The sequence below is a fragment of the Paenibacillus ihumii genome (assembly GCF_001403875.1).
In the GTDB taxonomy this organism is placed as follows: Bacteria; Bacillota; Bacilli; order Paenibacillales; family Paenibacillaceae; genus Fontibacillus; species Fontibacillus ihumii.
Map to the genome: position 1 here is coordinate 383,952 of NZ_LN884299.1, position 19,716 is coordinate 403,667.

The 19,716-nt window shown below is 51.3% G+C and carries 13 protein-coding genes and 1 pseudogene; 1 reads left to right on the forward strand and 13 read right to left on the reverse strand.

All coding sequences use genetic code 11. From position 1 onward, the window contains the following. Positions 1-4: 4 nt before the first annotated feature. The 8 genes from hemL to BN2762_RS28145 form a co-directional block, all read right to left on the reverse strand. Complete coding sequence (hemL, locus tag BN2762_RS09525; RefSeq protein ID WP_055106781.1) at positions 5-1,321, reverse strand: glutamate-1-semialdehyde 2,1-aminomutase; 1,317 nt, start codon at positions 1,319-1,321, stop codon at positions 5-7. Positions 1,322-1,334: 13 nt separating this feature from the next. Then, positions 1,335-2,582, reverse strand: a complete 1,248-nt coding sequence (locus tag BN2762_RS09530) for a serine hydroxymethyltransferase (RefSeq protein WP_055106782.1) — start codon at positions 2,580-2,582, stop codon at positions 1,335-1,337. A 15-nt stretch (positions 2,583-2,597) separates the two neighbouring features. After that, positions 2,598-4,070, reverse strand: a complete 1,473-nt coding sequence (locus tag BN2762_RS09535; protein WP_055106783.1) for an aminotransferase class I/II-fold pyridoxal phosphate-dependent enzyme — start codon at positions 4,068-4,070, stop codon at positions 2,598-2,600. A 172-nt stretch (positions 4,071-4,242) separates the two neighbouring features. Further along, the gene (locus BN2762_RS09540) at positions 4,243-4,857 is read right to left on the reverse strand and encodes a MarR family winged helix-turn-helix transcriptional regulator (protein WP_055106784.1); all 615 of its coding nucleotides are present in this window, start codon (positions 4,855-4,857) and stop codon (positions 4,243-4,245) included. A gap of 117 nt (positions 4,858-4,974) precedes the next feature. Beyond that, positions 4,975-5,214: a thioredoxin family protein gene (locus tag BN2762_RS09545; protein WP_055106785.1), complete on the reverse strand. Its 240-nt coding sequence runs from the start codon at positions 5,212-5,214 to the stop codon at positions 4,975-4,977. A gap of 254 nt (positions 5,215-5,468) precedes the next feature. Continuing rightward, a complete protein-coding gene (locus BN2762_RS09550; protein ID WP_055106786.1) occupies positions 5,469-9,269 on the reverse strand; it encodes a DUF4073 domain-containing protein in 3,801 nt (1,266 codons plus the stop codon). A gap of 178 nt (positions 9,270-9,447) precedes the next feature. Beyond that, entirely contained in the window at positions 9,448-9,756 is a 309-nt protein-coding gene (locus BN2762_RS09555; RefSeq protein ID WP_316246826.1) for a GyrI-like domain-containing protein, read from the reverse strand. 13 nt (positions 9,757-9,769) lie between these two features. Further along, positions 9,770-9,907, reverse strand: coding sequence for a hypothetical protein (locus BN2762_RS28145; RefSeq protein ID WP_316246782.1), 138 nt, complete (start codon positions 9,905-9,907; stop codon positions 9,770-9,772). A 529-nt stretch (positions 9,908-10,436) separates the two neighbouring features. On the opposite strand from BN2762_RS28145, the gene BN2762_RS09560 reads away from it, so the two are divergent. Next, the gene (locus tag BN2762_RS09560; protein WP_055106787.1) at positions 10,437-11,369 is read left to right on the forward strand and encodes a macrolide 2'-phosphotransferase; all 933 of its coding nucleotides are present in this window, start codon (positions 10,437-10,439) and stop codon (positions 11,367-11,369) included. Positions 11,370-11,432: 63 nt separating this feature from the next. On the opposite strand, the gene BN2762_RS09565 is transcribed toward BN2762_RS09560, so the two are convergent. From BN2762_RS09565 to BN2762_RS09585, 5 genes and pseudogenes are all read right to left on the reverse strand, one after another. After that, positions 11,433-11,906, reverse strand: a complete 474-nt coding sequence (locus BN2762_RS09565) for a hypothetical protein (RefSeq protein WP_055106788.1) — start codon at positions 11,904-11,906, stop codon at positions 11,433-11,435. Positions 11,907-11,937: 31 nt separating this feature from the next. Next, a complete protein-coding gene (locus BN2762_RS09570) occupies positions 11,938-12,405 on the reverse strand; it encodes a DUF2691 family protein (RefSeq protein ID WP_055106789.1) in 468 nt (155 codons plus the stop codon). A gap of 351 nt (positions 12,406-12,756) precedes the next feature. Beyond that, positions 12,757-13,887 carry a glycoside hydrolase family 88 protein gene (locus tag BN2762_RS09575; RefSeq protein ID WP_055106790.1) on the reverse strand — a complete coding sequence of 377 codons (1,131 nt, stop codon included), beginning with the start codon at positions 13,885-13,887 and terminating at the stop codon, positions 12,757-12,759. A 36-nt stretch (positions 13,888-13,923) separates the two neighbouring features. Then, positions 13,924-16,056 (reverse strand): heparinase II/III family protein, encoded by a 2,133-nt coding sequence (locus BN2762_RS09580; protein WP_230202468.1) that lies wholly within the window; start codon positions 16,054-16,056, stop codon positions 13,924-13,926. A 1,466-nt stretch (positions 16,057-17,522) separates the two neighbouring features. Then, positions 17,523-19,283: pseudogene (locus tag BN2762_RS09585) on the reverse strand (DUF2264 domain-containing protein); the annotation flags it as partial. Positions 19,284-19,716: the final 433 nt, after the last annotated feature.

A 19,716-nucleotide genomic window follows, 5' to 3' on the forward strand; every position in this document is an offset into this window, starting at 1 on the left:
CAAATCACTCCTTGAAGAATTCTATCGTTTTTAATGCCTCGTAGTGGGCTTTGATCGTAGCCTCGATATCCTCATCCGAATGGGCAGCCGATACAAACATAACTTCATAGGGGGTAGGTGCTGTCAAAATGCCCTGATCCAGCATTGCTGCATAGTATTGTTTAAACCAGCCCATATTCGATCGTTTGGCGGTCTCATAATCCACGACGTCATGCTCCGTAAAAAAAGTAGAAAGCATCGAACCGACTCTGTTGACCTGGAGCGGAACCCCTGTTATTTCGGCATTTCGCATAAAACCTTTCGCCAGCCGAGCCGCTTTTCTCTCCAATTCGTCATAGAATCCGGGCTGGCCAAGGCATTGCAAGGTCGTATATCCAGCCGTCATGGCGAGCCGATTGCCCGATAACGTTCCGGCTTGATAGATGGGCCCTGCAGGAGCAATCTGCTGCATAATTTCATGCTTGCCGCCATAAGCGCCAACCGGGAGACCTCCGCCAATCACTTTTCCAAGGCAGGTAAGATCCGGCTCGATGCCGTACAGCCCTTGCGCCCCATGATAGCTTACGCGGAATCCCGTCATCACCTCGTCAAAAATAAGCAGGCTGCCGTACTGCGTCGTTATGTCCCTTAACCCTTGAAGAAAACCGGGCAAAGGCGGAACCACCCCCATATTCCCGGCGATCGGCTCGACGATGACGGCAGCAATTTGTTCGCCAAATTGCTCGAATGCATGACGAATGCTAGCCAAGCTGTTATAAGGCACCGTAATTGTATTGGCAGCGACACTTTCAGGGACTCCCGGGCTGTCTGGCAAGCCCAAGGTAGCTACGCCGGAGCCGGATTTAATGAGCAGAGCGTCCGCATGCCCGTGATAGCCTCCCTGGAACTTCACAATTTTGTGCCGCTTCGTATATCCTCTGGCTAAACGCAGGACACTCATTGAAGCTTCCGTGCCGGAATTCACCATCCGTACCATATCTATAGACGGAACGCTTTCGATGATCAGCCTGGCCATTTTCGTTTCAATTTCTGTGGGTAAGCCAAAGCTTGTTCCTTGAGCCGCCGCTTTTCCTATGGCCTCGACAACCGCCGGATGGGCATGCCCCAGGATCAACGGCCCCCATGAGCCGATATAATCTATGAATTCATTTCCATCGATATCGAACACGTGCGAGCCTTGTCCGCCTGCGATGAACACAGGGGGTAAGCCGACTGAAGAAAAGGCGCGAACCGGGCTGTTCACCCCTCCGGGGATCACACTCCTGGACTCAGCGAAGGCTGCTCTGGAGTAAGAATCCTTTCTTCTGGTGCTGGATGTCATGGCTCCTCCTCCTTCAGCTCATTGTTTTCTCATATAGAGAGAACCGCGAGGTAATTTCCTGTACCTTGCCCTTCAACTGCTCGCGAACCGCCGAATGATGCGGATGCTTCAAAGCGGTCGCAATGATCCCGGCAATCTCCTTCATTTCCTCCGGACCCATGCCTCTTGTTGTAGCTGCAGGAGTTCCGAGCCGAATCCCGCTCGTGACAAGCGGGCTTGTAGGATCAAAAGGAATCGTGTTCTTATTAACCGTAATTCCAATTTCATCCAGCAACTGTTGAGCCTCTTTGCCGGTCAGCCCCATATTCCGCAGATCCAGAAGAATGAGATGATTGTCCGTTCCTCCGGAAACGGCGTGCAGGCCTGCTGCCATTAAAGCCTCCGCCAATATTTTGGCGTTCTGCAGGACGCGTTCCATATAAATTCTGAATTCCGCTCCGGCATTTTCCTCGAAGGCGACTGCCTTAGCGGCAATCATATGCATCAGCGGGCCGCCCTGCGTCGTTGGAAAGACTGCTTTATCAATGGCCTGCGCCCACGATTCCTTGCATAAAATCACCCCGCCTCTCGGCCCGCGCAGCGTCTTATGAGTGGTCGTCGTCACAAAATGGGCGTGGGGCACGGGATTCGGATGCAGGCCTGCTGCAACTATCCCCGCAATGTGAGCCATATCTACAAGGAACAGCGCGCCTACTTCTTCAGCAATCTGGGCAAAAGGCTCGAAATCAATCGTACGCGGATAGGCGCTTGCCCCTACGACAATCATGCGCGGCTTGTGCTTGTGCGCCAGCTTTCGCACCTCATCAAAATCAATGCGAGAGGTCTGAGCATGAACTCCATATGGAATGAAATTATATAATTTGCCAGAAGCATTAACAGGACTTCCATGCGTCAAGTGGCCGCCATGCGACAGATTCATGCCGAGGATCGTATCTCCGGTGTTTACAGCGGCAAAATAAACGGCCATATTGGCCTGTGCCCCCGAATGGGGCTGCACGTTGGCATGCTCTGCCCCGAACAGCTCCTTCACTCTTTGCCTGGCCAATTCCTCTACCCTGTCCACGTACTGACAGCCGCCGTAAAATCTTTTTCCAGGGTAGCCTTCCGCGTATTTATTGGTTAGAACAGTGCCCATCGCCTCCATAACCGCTTCACTGACAAAATTCTCTGAAGCAATCAGTTCAATTTTGTCGCGTTGTCGTTCCAGTTCCTGCTGAATCGCTTTGGCTATAGCCGGATCTTGCTTGCTCAAGTGTTCCATTTCCTATTCCTCCCTTTAAAAAATAGCCTTCACTTCGACCACAACTTTAACGTTTTGCACCGTCAAATCCTCGGGGCCCTTTACAGGAAGACCGACCTTCAAATGCTCCAGAATGTAACGGATATGCTGCTGTGCAATCACTTCCCCCGGCAGCAAAATAGGAATGCCCGGAGGATAAATATAGATGGACTCCGCAATGATGCGTCCCGCGGACCGGCCGATCGGTATCAGTTCAACCTCCCCGTAAAAAGCATCTCTCGGTGTTAAGGCCAGCTGCGGAATCTCGGGCAATTTTACATCCACAGCTTGAAGTTCCGCTTGCTGCTTGCGATGCTCATTAGCCAGCTCAGCTAAAGCGTTCAGTAGGCAATCTATGGTTTCTTTCGAGTCGCCCGGTGTGATTAAGCACAGGATATTGTATAAATCGCTCAGCTCCACTTCGATGTTGTAATGGTCTCGCAGCCATTGCTCCGCATCATATCCGGTCATTCCAAGCTCCCGAACATGTACCGTAAGCTTGGTAGGATCGAAATCAAACGCCGCATCCGTCCACAAAATCTCTCTCCCGAAGGAAGACAGGCCGGGAATTTCATTGATCCGGCTTCTGGCGTACTCTGCCAAACGAATCGCTTTACTCGACATCTCGCGGCCTTGCAGGGCGAGCTGCTTGCGTGCCGCATCCAAGGAGGCTAACAAAATGTAAGAAGTGGAGGTCGTTGTCAGCATACTGAACATCGCCTGCACTTTTTCCAGTTGAACAATGCCCTTCTTGATGTGGAGAAGCGAGCTCTGGGTCAATGAACCGCCGAGCTTGTGCATGCTTGTCGCCGCCAGATCTGCGCCGGCCTGCATTGCCGACAGCGGAAGCTTGTCGTGAAAATGCAGCAGCGCTCCATGCGCTTCGTCGACTAATACGGGGATGCCGGAATGGTGAGCCAGATCAACGATCGCCTTTAAATTCGTGCATACCCCGAAATACGTCGGATTGATCACCAGTACGGCCTTGGCATCCGGATGCCATTCGATCGCCTTCTTGACCGAACGAACGGAAATGCCGTGATCGATGCCCCATTCTGCATCCCGCTCCGGGGTAACAAAGATCGGCTTGGCTCCGGCAAAAATGATCGCCGACAAAATCGACTTATGCAGGTTGCGCGGCACGATAATTTTATCGCCCGGTCCGCAAACCGACATGATCATCGTCATAATCGCGGTACTTGTGCCCTGCACGGAAAACAAAGAATAATCCGCACCAAAAGCATATGCAGCCAAGCGCTGTGCTTCATCAATCACTCCGGTGGGCTGGTGCAAATCATCCAGAGGCGCAATATTGATCAGATCAATGGACAAGGCATTGTCGCCCAAGAAGGCTTTAAACCCGTTCTCCATGCCCTCGCCTTTTTTGTGGCCGGGTATATGGAACGGGATTGGATTGCGCTTGGCATGCTCGGTTAAAGCAGTAAATAAGGGGGTACGGTGATGAACCATAATTCTTGTTCAATTCCTTTCAGGAGACGGTATCCGTATTTCGCTCTAGTATAGGGCGCAGGAATCGATTGTTCAATTCAATAATTTATATCATTTCGATAGGGTATACCTATGGTTTGGGAGGAATGAAGTCCTGAATAAGGCAGGGAAGACTGAACCGGCCCATTTCCTTTCAGACTTCGATGGAAGGAGTATGTTCGGGGCATTCTTGGAGAGAGGCTTCGTGGGTAAGATATTTCTGGATAAGTCCGCAATAATGAGGTGCTGCGGCATCGCCGGCATTCGGGTGAAAATGTACACAGCCCAAGCAGGGTTCAGCAACTACAAGCTGGCCTCGCTTTTGCATGGCCGAAATGACAGCGCCGAGCCCTAGCTCGAAATCCGCCAAAGCTTCATCTGAAACAGACTGGAGCGCTTCCTCCAGGGAGTGCCCCCAAGTCTTCAGCTGTGAGACGATGACTCTACCTTCTGAAGTCAAATTGAGCAAGGTCACACGGCGGTCCTCGAGCTTCTGCGCTTTGGTCACAAGCCCTTTTCTGACCAGCCCATTGATAATCTTCACTGCAGTGACATGAGTCGTACCGATAGCACCTGCAAAGTTGCCCACGGTAGCCGCATCGCTTCGAGTATATGCCGCAAACAGCAGCGCTTGAATCTGGACGGGCGACAATCCCAGCGCGTCACTCTCTGCCTGCGTCACCTTCTTGATGGCCTGCGACATCCGGAAGAGAGCCATGCTCACGCGGGCTGAACGATTGTCTTTGCGGTGCTGGGGATCAAAGATCATAGCTATTCGTACCTTCCATGTTCATTGTTGTATCCATTTTACATGCAAACATGGTTAGATAAAAGCTGAATTGAAAAAGGAAAAGGCGCCTAAGCAGGCACCTCCCTTTTTTGCATACTAACCTTTTTTGACATCCTCCAGGCTCGCGCCGTAATTGATGTGATACACATTGCCGTCAATCACCAAAGCAGGAACGGATTGCACCCCGGCACTTTCCGCTTCTTCAATGCGATTCGGGGCCGTACCCAAATGCACGATCTCCGTATGGATTTTAGATTCGTCAAGATACTGGAGCACGACCTGCTCCGCATCCACGCAAATCGGACAACCCGCATGATAAAAAATCGCTTTTGACATAACGATCATCTCCTTAATAATTATGTAGCATGGCTACTTATTTGTAGTATAGGAGAGGCCGTTAGCATGATCAATTACAGATTTCTTATGGTTATGATAGGTAATTGTGATGGGAGAATGCAAGGTGCTAAAAGCCAATATCGTCTCAGAGTCGGATCCTATAGGATATTTTGTTGAAGATCGGGGATACAAACCATTTCCCGGTTTGCTAAAAGGCCTGGCCGCTATAGCAGCCAGACCCTTATGCATTTAACCTAAAAATTATACGTTTCTATAGCACCAGCTGGGAAAACGCCACGAGCGGCCTCGCGGACTTCGACGACGTCACCTGGTTGGAATGCAACCTGCTGGTCGTATGGAAGCGGCTGCCAAGCCCCGCCATTCAGAGAGTATTCAGCCCCATTGCTGGTCGTCCAAAGATAATTGCCTCCTGGAAATTGCATGTGCACCTTGGAGGTGAACGTGAAGCTCTTAGCCGGACCTGGCGGCAGGTAGTCTCCGCCTTTCTCACGAAGCAATATCGTTAGATCTCCCGGGAATTCCGGCGGATTCACCTCATCGTAAGTCGTCCAGGTTGCACCGTCGTCCGCGGAATATTCCATAGCCGATGAAATATACGCCGCATCGAACGTGTTGCTCACATCGTTGATTCCGACGTACATATATACATTGTCGACAAAGGTAACCATCTCTACCTTCCCTGCCGGAACCTGGTTCACCGGATCAGCTTGTACGCGAACCCGAACAGTTACGTCGCCTGGGAAAAGCGGGGGATTCTGTTCATCATACGGTATCCAGGTTACTTCCCCGTCCACAGAGAATTCCATGCTGGCGTCGGCACCGATCAGAATATTTCTTCTGTCATCCTTGCTGACATTCGGTTTTTCCGGCGCGGCTGGCAGCGTATCCGTCACCGTCGTATAAATCGCGATTGTGCTTGCTCCATCCTGCAGTACTGCACGAACAAGCAATTGAGAAGCCCCCGAAGGAATGGCCGTTCCTTGCGGCAAGATATAACGATTTCCTGTATTTTTGTCTATAGTGGCGATAGATTCAAGGGCCTGTCCGTTTGCCCCCCATAGCAATTCATAGGCTTCTACAGTGCTCTCGTCGGCACCCGGGGTCCAGCTTACTTCACCCCCTACATAACCCGCCCGTGTGTCAGTATCAATGAAACTCAGCGTGACAGGAACAGCGGAAACCGCAAGTTTAGCTTGCTCAAATGCTGCCTGAATCTCCCCAATGCTTGTAAATTCCTTCTGAGGAAGCAGGCTGCGCTGATCAAGAATAGACTGGGCAACTTCCAGGCGGCTAGCCTCATGCAGCTGCCCATACGCGGCTGCGTCAATATTCAGCACGACGGCGTATCTTTTTAATTGTGATTCTATCGCCGTTGCACTCTGAGAGTTATTAATTCCTCGTACAGCAGCCGCCGCATCGTTAGACGGAGCGGGATATTGATCATTTACCGCTGTGATAATCCGCTTGACATCTGCAAATGTGGCATACCTCCCCGCTGCATTCGCAAGAGCCTTCTGATATTCCTGGGCATTAAAGTCTATCAAGCCCAGCTCCTGATTCAGTGGCGACGGATAGGCCTTCAGGACATGCAGCACATCCTCTGCCTTCGCAGGGTCGGCCGCCGTTCCGGCTTCAATCGCCAGCTGCGTCGTAATCAGCGAGACAACATCCTCTCCGCTATAGCTGCCGTGACCGCCAAATCCATGCCGCGTCGATGAACCGTCCGGTCTGATCTCCATAATATAAAGGGCATCCTTTACATAAGACCAGTCTAGTCTGTAGGAGTTGCCGTTCCCCAGCGTGACCGGATCGAAGTGTAAATTTAGAATCGGCATGTCCGGGATATCCAGGTCCCAGCTAACCGACGTGATCGGAATAAATCCATACCCGTAATTTCTTAAGCGTCCATTCTTAATCAATGCCGACGGATCCAATGTGCTTGTCATTTGCGGGGTGAGTTCCCCCGTAAACTGAATCCGTATTTGAGACAGGTTCTTAGTGGAGTAAGGAAGCACATTCGTCGTATACCGAATATAATTCGAGATATAGGTGAGATATAAGGACTTCGTCTCCTCACCGGAGCCAGCGCTCTTGAACACTGCCCATACCCCATACGCTTCGCTTTCCTCAAGCCCTTCCAGCTTATAAACTGCTAGTTGATTGGCCGTGACAGCGATGCTTCCGCTCACAAACGGAACGTTGCCCGGCAAGGTTCCGCTTTTGACTTGTTCTACGGTTGGACGAACATTCGCATCTAGCGGAACCGCCATATAGTATACCGTTCCGGCTTTGTCGGCTATAAGCGTACCATCGGCTGAATTGACCTTACGATTCTCATAGCTTGCTGAAAGAAAAGGATTCCCGCTATCCGGTATAGAAGGAGGTGGGGATTCCGGGCCGGAAGGACTGCCGCCTCCCCCTGAGCCTGATCCACTGCCTCCGCTTCCCCCCGTGGAAGGACTTCCTGATCCCGTACCCGGTGCATAGCCAGGGTTGGATACATCGTTTACGGTAACAATCCGCGACTTAACCGCGTCATAGTTTGCGATAACCTGTTCCGGATTAACTCCTTCCGGAAGCACGATATTTTGAATCGTTACGTTAGATGGCAAAGTAATCTTCGCGTCTTTATCAACAACAGTTATCGTACCGATTCTTCCCGTGCTCAGCAGCGACACCTCGCCCGTTCCCTGGATGGTCACGGAATCGAAGCTGCCGTTTCCGGTCACCGTTGTTGCGCCAGTCCCCGAGACTAATTCCAAATGGCTGATATGCGCATAAAGGGAAACCTTCTCTACGTCTGCTCCAAGCGTCACTTGCTGGTATGTAATGGATTCGTCTCCCCATAGCCCTGATAGCTTAGAATCAATTTGAACCTTCTGAACTACGGTCTTGTTTACAGCCTCAACCCGCACGCCTTCCTTGCGGATATTCATTCCTTGCAGTGAAGACTGATCGAACACGACCGTGTTCTCATCTCCCCCGTTCACATGGGTGCTGCCTTTGACCGAAATATGCTGGGCGTAGAAATCATTGTTCAGTTCTTCGCCGATTTCCAGGTCACCATTGATGCTCATATTTTGAATGGTGATGTAATCGGCAGCTATTTTCACGTTGCCATCAATGCTGGCTTCTCCGCCGTCCAATACAAGATTTCCAGAGAACTCGGGCTCTCCTGAAGCCGCGGCCTTCCCCGGTGTAACAAGCTCCAACGCTAATAGCCGCGTGATCTGGCCATCTGCCGATTCAAAACGAATGCCCGCATTCGTTAGCACAGGAGCATTGGATGCCGCAAAAAATGGCTGCAAAGATTCTACCACGGCGTACGTCGTCTCCCCGATCGTAACCTTCCCATTCTCCACCTTCTCAATCTTTTGAAGCCCGCTATTCGCTGACTCAACTCTAAGCAGAATAGCTGCCAGTTCCTGACGAAGCACAGATTGCTGAGGATGAAATTTCCCATCGCTTCCTACCATAATTCCTGAGGATACGACGGCAGAGACGGATTCCTTCGCCCAAGCGGATACCGTGTGACTATCTGCAAAAGGAGAAGCTTCATCATCCTTCCAAACTTCCGCCTCTAATTTTGCTGCCCGAGCTAGAACTGAAGCCAGCTCTTCCCGGGTCACCTCGTCTTTAGGACGGAAGGCTCCATTGCTGTCTCCCTTCATCCATCCTTGCTGTCTCACAGCCTCTATCGCTCCGGCACTCCAGGAATCCGCAGGAACGTCAGAAAACGAAGATGCTCCGCTGTTGCTTACCTGCAGGTCCAATGCTTTAGCAAGGGCAATCGCAGCTTCTTGACGGGTTACTGCCTGCATAGGCCGGAATAGCCCCTCGCGATCCCCATTCATGAATTGCTTCTCTTGAGCCTCTTGAATAAGCCCTCTGGCCCATGGAGAAGCATCACTTAAGTCCTTAAACGGAACAGCCGCCGAATTTGAAGCTGCCAATACATTCGAGTTGGCAGTTGTGCCAAGCGCAAGCGCTATCGTTGCAATAGCCGCAATGCTCAATTTTTTAGAAATAATCATAAATGCCCCCTATCATATTAAGTCGAATTCCCTAGTATTTTGCAGAAATCTGCAACAATAGTCCTATCAATCATAATATGTAATGGGATCACTAACAACACTTATTTCCCTAAATTATTCCTTAATCAAAAATAACCTTCCATTGTCATGAAAGGTTATGCATTATCACTCCGCTCTATTATTTAATGGTGTCATATAAGTCCGTTACGATGTCATTTGTTGCTGCATGCCCCCATTCCTCTGTAATCTCCAGATGCCAGGCTCTGCGAATCCTCTCAAGCTTATTACTCTCGATCCAGCAATGCAGCCTCTCATATGATTTTCTTATGTCATCATTTGGCCCTATATGTCTTTGTACCGCATATTTCTGCTTGGGGATCACCAAGGAAACCATGCCTACAGGGACTTCTGTAAGATCATGAACCTCAACACATACCCAGTAACCATCCTCCTCTTCCGAGAAATCCCCGGCAATAAAAGCTCCTATTAGTCTTACAGGCCTAAATTGCCTCTTTAATCTCCCCTAGTCTTTCCTTTAGTTGAATAGCGGCTTTAGGGATTTCGCTGACATACTGATCGCCTGGACATATTACTCGTATTCCGACTAGCTTTTTCTCGTTCAGTTCAACAATTTTCATTCGGACTCCCTCCCTTTCCTGGATACGCCGACAGCCCAGCCTTAGATTGCTCAAGTCTTAGGGCTAGGCTGTTTGTCACTGAGCTACCTTCCATAATTATACATTTACTATCCAAGGAGCGAAAGCCTCAAGGCCTCAGGGTTAGATCATCGATTTCTATATCCAAGACAAATAACGTAGGCGAGATGTAGATTGTTTAAGGCGAATATGATATCATGACAATATATTACAGATTGGAGGGTCACGTGTGCTAATTTATTCCCGATTGAGAGAGCAATGCATCTAATTGCAACTGCTGCTTTGTTTCTGTCTCGTGCAGAATAATCGGGATTGGTCTGCCCTTTTCACGTGAGTCCGCCTTCCGTAATGGTCACTCTTATTAAGGTTGTTTCTTTTTACGTGTCTAATACGGTTTGTATTTGCTTTTGCGGGCACTGAAGCGTTATGGGCATCTCTATATTCGATTACGGCTGCACGGACATGCGATGTCTGTGTTTTTTTATTTTCTGCCGAAAAGGAGAATGCCTTTATGACAAAACATCAATCAAACGATAATCCAAATACTATTCGTGAACTATTAGAACTTGCGGAGAATAACGGCCTGAACTTGCTTCCCGATCCTATTGAGCTCAACGAATCCGGCCTGGATTTCCTCGTTGCCTTTGCTAAGGATACGCAAGGTGAAGCTTGGGTTCTCCGAAAGCCCCGCCGCAAGGATGTATGGGAGCGGGCTGTAAATGAGCAGAAGGTCCTGAAGGTCGTTGGAAAGCATTTACCGGTTGAAGTGCCTGACTGGCGGATTTTTAATCCCGAGCTTATCGCCTACCCGCTCCTGAACGGTCACCCCATCGCCACGGTCGACCCTGCTGGGGGCGGCTATGTCTGGCGGTTTTCTCAGGATTCATTGACGGATGAATTTTTTGATTCTCTGGCCGGTACATTAGCGGCCTTGCATAGCATCGAGCACCACGAAGCGGTGCAAGGAGGCGTTCGTTATAAAACGCCGCAGGAAGCGCGGGACTGCTTCGCTGCCAACATCGAAGAAACGAAGCAATCCTTCGCCATCCCTGCCAAGCTCTATGATCGCTGGATGGCATGGCTGTCTGCCGACTCCTACTGGCCCGGGCATTCCGTGCTTCATCACGGCGATTTGCATCCCCCGCATATTATCGTTAACGATCAGCAGCGCGTAACGGGCCTGATCGACTGGACGGAGGCGGAAATTGCCGACCCAGGCAAAGATTTCGTTATCCTGTATGCCCTTTTTGGCCAGATGGGACTGCGCGACCTGCTCAGACGTTATGAGGAGGCAGGAGGAACAACCTGGCCCCGCATGCACGAGCATATCGTTGAGCAATGGGCGGCTTATCCGGCCCTGGTTGCCAAATTCGCGCTTACCACGGGAAAAGAATCCGACATGGAAATGGCAAGGGGCATGCTTGCCAGCTGGAACGCAGAATAATCGGATCAAGTTTGAGCCACCAGAAAAATACAACATAAATAACCGTCTTCCTCCGGAAGACGGTTATTGGGTTTGGATTAAAGCTTTGCTGAACTGAAACGAATAGGATTCCGTTACTATTTTTCGCTCGCCGGTTCTGATTATGGCCTTGACTTCCTCAGCATCTTGAAATAACCGTATAGGGTTCAACATCGAGACATACAGCTCGCCATGAGCATTCGGAGTCAAATGTGTGTCCCCTTCACTGCTTCCTAATTTGAGATCCAAATTCTGTGCAGGTCCAAAAATGACGCCGCCGCTTCCCTGATCATTAATTAATGAAATTTCATAGCTTTGGTCAGGATCCAGATCCTTCAGCCATACGGTGAATTCTATGCTACGGTCTTCGTTGAAGATGATATTCAATCTCCCAGGATGGTCTTTGAACGAAACCTCTTGCAGACGCCCTGGTTCAATTGGAGTTATCCCGTCGTTCGCAGAGCTGTTGGAACAGCCGAATAGGAGCAGCAGCACCATCATTGCTGCAAGTAATCGCATGATATCATTTCTCCTTTACTGTTTAACCAGGCTACCATACGCCCAGCTTAGTTCTGTGGTCATTGCCATCGGTAATGTATTGGACAGGATGAAACTCTTTCTCCATAGCATGATCATAAAGCTTATCAAGCTGCTCCTTATTCTTACAATAAATCGTGACATATACGCTATCAACGACGAGCAGCACGAGCTGGCAATCACTTTGTAGAAATTCCTCGTACGTCCCTATATCTGTAATGTTCTGGCCCTTAGAAAAGGCCTTTAGGTCAGCAAATATTAAATAATACTCATTGTTCTCAATTATACTTTTAAAAAGCTCACCATCTGCGCTATCGGGCTGCTCAGCGAATAGAGGCAAGCCCAGTTCGCCAGCTTCAACCAAATAGGATTCCCCGCTGCCAATCCGCCAATCATACACTGAGACATCTAAGGCCTCCAGCATCTCGCCAAGCAGCCGCCCAAAATGATTTGGAACTGCGAAACTAACGCCTCTTGTCATGAATATAAATGTCCAGCGCTTCAATTCCGCGTTTCGCGAGCCTAATAAATAACACCATGCAGTAAATACCCAACCCGATCATAACTAAGTAAATAAGTAAGCCCAAGACTGGAAAAATGCCAAACATACCGTTCATATGCTTCTTCTCCTTGCATTTGTATTGGCTGCCGATCCAGCAAAACGCCCCGGCCTACAAGATTGCTCTTAACTTAGGCCAGGGCGAATGTGGAATGAGCATATTCCATAATTATACATGGGCGAATCAAGTAATGCTAGAATATTGCCAGACTGTATATTTCTGAGCTTTACAATGAGCTATCTATGCCGCAGCTTACGGCTGATCTAACAAGATTACTCCCAGCAAGACGGACCCCGGCCCTTCAATCGGGCCAAGCCCTCCACAAAGAAAAAGTCGCCATAAATCAGCGGAACGTCTATATTTGTCCCCTGCGGGTAGTTGCTCGTACCATGCAGGAGCAGCCCTTCCTCGTCAGGGAGATTCCAGGTGCCGTAATTTTCGTACAGAGACCTCAATATCCGTATTCCGCCTGCACGGTAAATGTCTGCATCCCCGTCCTCGCTCTTGTCCGCGAGCAGCAGAAGGCCGCTGGCCGCACAGGAGCCAGCCGAACTGTCGCGCAGATCGCGAAGCTCGTCAGGAGCCCGGAAATCCCAGGCCGGCACACTATCCTCTGGCAGCCTGCTGAGGAAGAAGTTCGCTACGCGCTTGGCAGCCTGGTAATAATCATCCCGGCCTGTATGATGATAAGCCAGCGTCAAGCCGTAGATCGCCCAGGCAGCCCCTCGCGACCAGGCCGACTCCGGAGCGTATCCCTGACCGCCAAGGCCCTCCAGCATTTCACCCGTATGCGGATCAAAATTAACGATATGATATACCGAGCCATCTGCCCGGATGAAATATTTCAGCACCGTATCCATATGTGCCTCGGCGATATGGGCGTAACGCGGATCTCCACTAATGCGGGATGCCCAGAACAGGAGCGGCATGTTCATGCAGCAGTCGATAATCGCCTGTCCCTCGTTCCGCTCCCCTTCTGTCCAAGGATTCCATGCCCGGATATACTGCCCCTTCAGATTAAAACGCGCAGCAAGGTAGTTCGCCGCCTTCAGGGCCCGAACCCGCGAAGCATCGCTGCCGGTCAGCTTGTAATTCGCTACGCTGGTCAAGGTCCACATAAACCCCAGATCATGATCCAGCTTCACATAACCATTCAGCACCTCATCCAGCTTGGCTTCACATTCCTCGGCCAGAGCCTTAAGCTCCTCCCTGCCGCTCTCCTGATACAGCAGCCAAAGCATTCCCGGCCAGAAGCCGGCTGTCCACCAGCTCGGCGCCTCCAACTGATATACTCCGTTCTGACTTGCATGCGGGAACCCGGATCCGATTCGGGCGGTGTTATGCAGCGTTTTTTCAAGCGATTTGCTCCAAGCCTCGTTCACCCAGCTTAGCTCCGTGTTCATCGGAATCTCCCCTCTCCTAATAAGATTAAATATTCATCATATGAATCGAAAAATGAAGCTAAGCTCCTGCTGCTCCTGCGGGCGCAATACATGAAAATCCAGCGTATACCATACCTGATTCTTCCCAAAATGATCCCGATAGGTCCGCTCCGTTACCTCTGACCGCAGCTGCCTGTCGTCATAGACCAGCTCTAGAGCAAGACTGCCCCGTACCAGCAGCAGACGGCCTGGCTCCGCAGGCTTCTCAGGCAGAATCAGCGTCACAAAGCGTTCCACCAGCGCATCCGGCATTTTCGAAAAAGAGAACTTATCCCGCAGCTCCAAACTCGGCAGCCCCTCCTTCCGCCACCGCCAGGAACGCGTAAAAGACTGCAGCTCCTGACTGTCATAGGCCCTCGACAGCTCTACCGTCATTCGGCTCTCTGCTGCGCTGCTCGCCTGCTCCAGCACAGATGCGGCTCTAGCATTTCCCTCCACCTGCAGGCCTCCGTTGATGATTGGAACAGAATGACCCTGCGAGCCGTTGCAATCATACGTGTAACGAGCCGGGCCAAAATAATCCTTCGTATATTCCCCGCAGCCAAGGTCGGACAGAAAGAATTCGCCGCCGCCCGCCAGCAGGAACTGGCCGAGATCGTTATGGTTATGCGGCTCATCGTTATGCCCTCCTTTGGCGGCAAAGCCGAAGACGCCTCTCTCCGTGGCGGTCCGTGAGATCAGCCAGCCGGCATCCGCCAGCAGGAAATCGCCCGGCTCCCATTCCTGTGTGCCGCTGGCCAGCCTGCGCCAGAGCAGATTGCGCAGCGCAGGCGCCCACCTGCTGCAGTGATCCTCGCGGTAATCCGCGCGCAGGCGGGCTGGCGGCGATGGAACACTGTCATATATGCTGGAAATATAGCGCGAGAGGCCGATATGCACGCTGGCATAAGGTAATGTGTCGGAAAAGTTGACTACTGCACTGCCGCCCAGGAAGCATTTCTGCTGGAAGCCAGCAATCGCCTTAACCTTCTCCTGCGCAAACCAATTCAGCTCGCCGCCGCTCCGCTTGTATAGCAGATCGGCGTAATATACAAAATAGCCAAAACCATAATTCCAATAACCAAGCCCTTCCAAGCAAGCGCCGTCTTCTCCAAAGCCCTTCAAATAACAGGCCATGCTGCGCTGCGTCTTCTCCAGAATCTCCGCCAGCAGCTCCCGATCCTGCTTCTCATCAAGCAGCAGCAGGGCTGCAGAGCCGATCGACCCGGCGCACACTGCCGACCAGTTATGCTCCGCTTCCTCCCATTCATAGGGGCCCTTCTCCAGGAAGGGCTTCAGCAGACGCCCGAGTACGAGATCGGCTATATGGGCCTGCAGCTGCTCCGGCAGCCTGGAGCCTAGCAGCAGCCTCAGCTCTGCCAGCGCAAAGCCCGTTTCCGCCGCGAACAGATCGATCGTCTCCGCAAGCGGCCGCTCCGGGCTGACATGCGCCGGCAGGCACCAGGTCACTTCACTGCATATGGCCCAGATAGCCTCCAGCAGCTGCGTATGGTGCTCCTCGACGAACCGTTCATGGATCGGATGAGAGCGGGAGTGCTCCGAATGGTGCTTCTCGCGCTCCAGCTCCAGCAGTTCTGTATGGTGCTCCTCGCACTCTGACTCCAGCAGCTCCGTTTGGTGATCCTCGCACTCTGGCTCCAGCAGCTCCGTTTGGTGATCCTCGCACTCTGGCTCCAGCAGCGAGAGAAGGGCAAAGGTGTTCAGCCGTCTTCTACGCTCAAAATAAGCCCGCTCATATTCCAGCCTCGAGCCCGTCTTCGCAAACTGGGAAAAAAGCGAATACGTAAGGCATGGCGGTGCCTGCCCCCGCAGCCTTTCCCCTTCTGCCCTGAGCTCGGCAAGGTCCGCTGCATACTCCCCGCTGCTGCGCACTTCACTCCAAAATCGCAAGGCGTCCCCTTCCGGATAATATAAATGCAGTCCAGTCGGGGACATCCTGCTAACGATTTCTATCATCTCTGAAGCCTTTATCGTTTTAGATGCCCCTAGGTTATCTATAGCCCTCGGATGATCCATTTCGTTAGTCGGGTTCGTAATCTCTGCATTCCTTCGGGCCTCTGCGTTCCCTCGAGCCTCTCCCTCTCCCTCTCCCGGCAATGGCTTGGTTATCTTCTCATCCGCTTCCTTCATCGCTCTCCCTTTCCATCATACGGATTTAAGATCTATACAAGATGAACTATATGAAATGAATGTAGGCACGTACGCATACGTAAGATGTTGTACACTAACCTGTTGCACATAAAGTTGCGCCATGCGCTATGCTGTGTCGTATCAAAGCCGCTGTCACTAAGACGTTGTACACTAACCTGTTACACACTAAGCTACGTACACTAAGCGTTGTACACCAAGATCTGATATCAAGATGTCACGCATTGATGTAGTACACTAAGCTAACGTGTCACTTAAATGCGTACACTAAGATACAGTACACTAAGATACAGTACACCAAGGCGCAGTACACCAAGATGCGAATATCAAGCTGTCGCGAACTAATGCAATATACAAAGCTAATCGTGCAGTAAAATGCCGGACACTAAGATGCCACTCAGTAAGATGCCACACACTAAGATGTTGAACATAACATGCGCCATTCACTAAACTGTGTCGTACACTAAATGGAATTCATGTATCTAATTATGCTCTATACGAATGTCTCAAGGGATTAGATGGATTTCATGCACCTACAATCAGGAATCCAGCCCTTGATAGACCTTCTCCCTTCTTCTAATGTCGTGAAATCCATTTAAACTTGCTCACCCTTCCTTGCCGCTGAAACTAACATCTATAAATCCATTTAACTAAGATGAACTTTGGAATGAACGCGGTGAAAGTAAGTAAAATGTTCCAACGATCACTGCTGCTCCCAGATTTCTAGGATGCTATTTTGGATGCTATAGATTTCATGAGTGGCAAAAGTACGGTAACAAAGGCGACCACAAGATTATGCTCCCTAAGCAGCATTCTTTCAGATAGCTATCCGTTCCTTGGATACATTGTTCTCCCTGCCTGCGTCTCATTCTGTAATTCTTATATAGCGTCATTGAATCCTCTTCACACAACCATTTCAGTCTAACCCTGGGCTATCCTCAAGTCCGAGGAATTATGATCTCTTCCCCTTGGCAGCTCTGAATGGTTATAGCCTCTTCTTCGATTGTGACGTTCAGTCCGATCTCCGGGAGGCCGCCCAAGCTTGTATACGACGAATCACTAGAGCCGCTGAAGCTGCTTGAGTCGCTTGGAATACAATTTCTGAGGTTACCTTCGATCGGGGTGCTTTTGCTCAGGTCATCTTCGACCGAGTTACTATCGCACGGGTTACTTTCGATTGAGTTACCTTTAATTGAGCTACCTTCGCTAGAGTTACTTTCGATTGAGTTACTTTCGATTGAGCTACCTTCGATTGAGCTACCTTCGCTCAAGTTACTTTCGCTAGAGTTACCTTTGTTCGGATCATCTTCACTCGAGTTACTATCGGTCGGGTTACCTTCGCTAGAGCTTGGGTTGTTGTTACTAGGGTGCCCTAAGCCACCTGAGCTTCCCTGCTCCCCCGCTGCGTACGCCTGACCCGGCGCCACAACCGCTCCCATCTGATATAGCTCTCCCACAGCCTCCGCTTGACCTGGCTCGCCATACACCGCGGATACGAGCCAGTGCACCCCCGGCGCAAGCGAAGCGGTTAGCGTCGGGATCACCGTGCGCGGCCGCAGCAAATTCGTATTCGCGTTCGGCCAGACGAGCTCTGCCGAGTCATAGCCCAGCAGGCTGCGTACGCCGCTAACGCCCCAAGGGCTGGCGGCAAACGCCTCGTACGGCCCCTCATTCTGCAGCGGCGGCGCTTCGATGCCGAGGGCGAACCCGCCTTCGGCGGCATCCAAGCCGCGCTTTGTCTCGATCCGGTGAATCCGGATATGCCATGGCAGCCCGGCTACGAGCCAGGTGCTGACCTCAACATCGGCCCAGGGCTTCCACACGGCATGAAGCACATGGTCCCGGATCGTCGTCTTCGTATTGCGTCGTCTAACCCGGTACAGGTTGTCCCCGGCTTCGCTCAAAGCCAGCATGGAATCAAAGGCTCCTTGGGACAGCCCCCATTCCGAGCGCGGCACGCTGAAGCCGAACCAGGTCGAATACACAAACTTCTCATATTTGGCCGAGGTATGGGTATGCTCGTTCGTGCCCAGGTGGCCGCTGTTAAAAGCAGCCACATGTCCGGAGCCCTCGTCCCGAGCCAGCACCAGATGGGCCGGCTTCTGGACGGACAGCGTCTCTATTTTGGGCAGCGGCAGCTCCTCAGCTGTCCAGAAGGGATGATCGGCAGGCAGGGCCAGCGGCAGAAAGGTCTTAAGCGCCCAATACGGCGAGCCGGGCGAATTATAATTCTCCGCCATAACGAGATTCGGATAAGCGTAGCCGATCGTCAGAATACCGCCTGCATCCACCATCCTCTGGCTAAGCCACCAGCGCAAGTTCCGCAGCAGGAGCCCTTTTAATACGCCCATCGGCAGGCCGTCCGCCCCGGCAAAGGCCATCGCGCCCCAGAAGGCTGACTGTGAGAAACGGTAGGTCAGGCTGCGTCCGTAAGGGATCGACGAGCCGTCCGGAGAGAACCAGGCCAGGAAGCTCGCAGCAAACTCACTCGCGCGCTGCTTGAACCTGATAGAGCGTTCAGGGTCCTCCTCCTCCATCAGCCTGGCATAGAGCAGACCATAGTAATGGAAAGCAAACGGCACATAATAATCGCAATGCCCCTCTACCCCGTCGCTGTACCAGCCATCACCTAAATAGAAGGCGTCGATCCGGTTCAAATTCTTCTCCACCTGTTCAGCGTCATAGGGCAGCCCTGCTCGGCGAAAGCCGATATTCACGAGCACATTAAAAAACAGCCAGTTGCAGTCGTGACAAGGATGCGAGTTGATCTGGTTCAGCCAGGCATACAGACTATTCCTTGCCTCCACATCAAGCGGCTCCCAGATTTGTTCCGGGATCAGGGCCAGGGCGTAGCCGAACACGGCCATCTCGACCAGGCGCTGATCATAATCCGCCACCTTACCCCAGTATTCCTCATGGCCCGGATCCGTACCATTCTTAATCCCTTCAAGGACGGTATCCCATAAATCGCTGGAGCCGCCGCCCGCGAGAAGGGGAATCAGCCCCCATAACACCCTGGAAAAGCCCTCCATCCCGGCCACCGCAGCCGGATAGCTCGCTCCGGTCGCGCCGATCTCGAGCCTGGCCTTGCCTTTGCTATAGTAAGGCCGAAGCGGTGCAAGCAGCTGCTGTAGAGCGGCCGCCAAATCCTCACGGGTCTTCAGCGGATTGTCCGCTAATGCTTCATATCCAAGAGAAACGTTCCCCAACGCAAACCTCCCCCTTCTTCCGCTTGTTTTTGCTTATATCTGCTCATATCCGCCTATATTTACTTGTATTCTCTCATTCTTGCATTCTATTGGCCCTCTGGCATTTTACTTGTATTGGCTTGTCATTTTCTTGGATTTCCTTATATTCGATGATCCTCGCTTGTAGTCTCTCGTAATTTCATGGATTCACTAGTATGTTGGCATTCACTATTCGCTACTATTTATTTGTGTTTGCTGGTGTTTACTGGTGTTCACTAATATTCACTGGTATTCACGACTGCTTGCTGGCATGAGTGTTTGCTCTTTGTTTGAACGCGTTCCTGGTGTTTGCTTGTTTGTGAGCTTGTTTTTCCTCGTTTTCCCTCGTTTTCCCTTGTTTACTCTTGTTTAATGCCGTTCGCTAGTACTCGCTTGAATACCGCTACTTACAATT

Coding starts and splice junctions, on each gene's coding strand:
- BN2762_RS09570 (WP_055106789.1), bottom strand. CDS start 12,405: ATGACAAGAGGCGTTAGTTTCGCAGTTCCAAATCATTTTGGGCGGCTG.
- BN2762_RS09535 (WP_055106783.1), bottom strand. CDS start 4,070: ATGGTTCATCACCGTACCCCCTTATTTACTGCTTTAACCGAGCATGCC.
- BN2762_RS09575 (WP_055106790.1), bottom strand. CDS start 13,887: ATGAACACGGAGCTAAGCTGGGTGAACGAGGCTTGGAGCAAATCGCTT.
- BN2762_RS09540 (WP_055106784.1), bottom strand. CDS start 4,857: ATGATCTTTGATCCCCAGCACCGCAAAGACAATCGTTCAGCCCGCGTG.
- BN2762_RS09565 (WP_055106788.1), bottom strand. CDS start 11,906: ATGCGATTACTTGCAGCAATGATGGTGCTGCTGCTCCTATTCGGCTGT.
- BN2762_RS09550 (WP_055106786.1), bottom strand. CDS start 9,269: ATGATTATTTCTAAAAAATTGAGCATTGCGGCTATTGCAACGATAGCG.
- BN2762_RS28145 (WP_316246782.1), bottom strand. CDS start 9,907: ATGAAAATTGTTGAACTGAACGAGAAAAAGCTAGTCGGAATACGAGTA.
- BN2762_RS09580 (WP_230202468.1), bottom strand. CDS start 16,056: ATGAAGGAAGCGGATGAGAAGATAACCAAGCCATTGCCGGGAGAGGGA.
- BN2762_RS09530 (WP_055106782.1), bottom strand. CDS start 2,582: ATGGAACACTTGAGCAAGCAAGATCCGGCTATAGCCAAAGCGATTCAG.
- BN2762_RS09545 (WP_055106785.1), bottom strand. CDS start 5,214: ATGTCAAAAGCGATTTTTTATCATGCGGGTTGTCCGATTTGCGTGGAT.
- BN2762_RS09560 (WP_055106787.1), top strand. CDS start 10,437: ATGACAAAACATCAATCAAACGATAATCCAAATACTATTCGTGAACTA.
- hemL (WP_055106781.1), bottom strand. CDS start 1,321: ATGACATCCAGCACCAGAAGAAAGGATTCTTACTCCAGAGCAGCCTTC.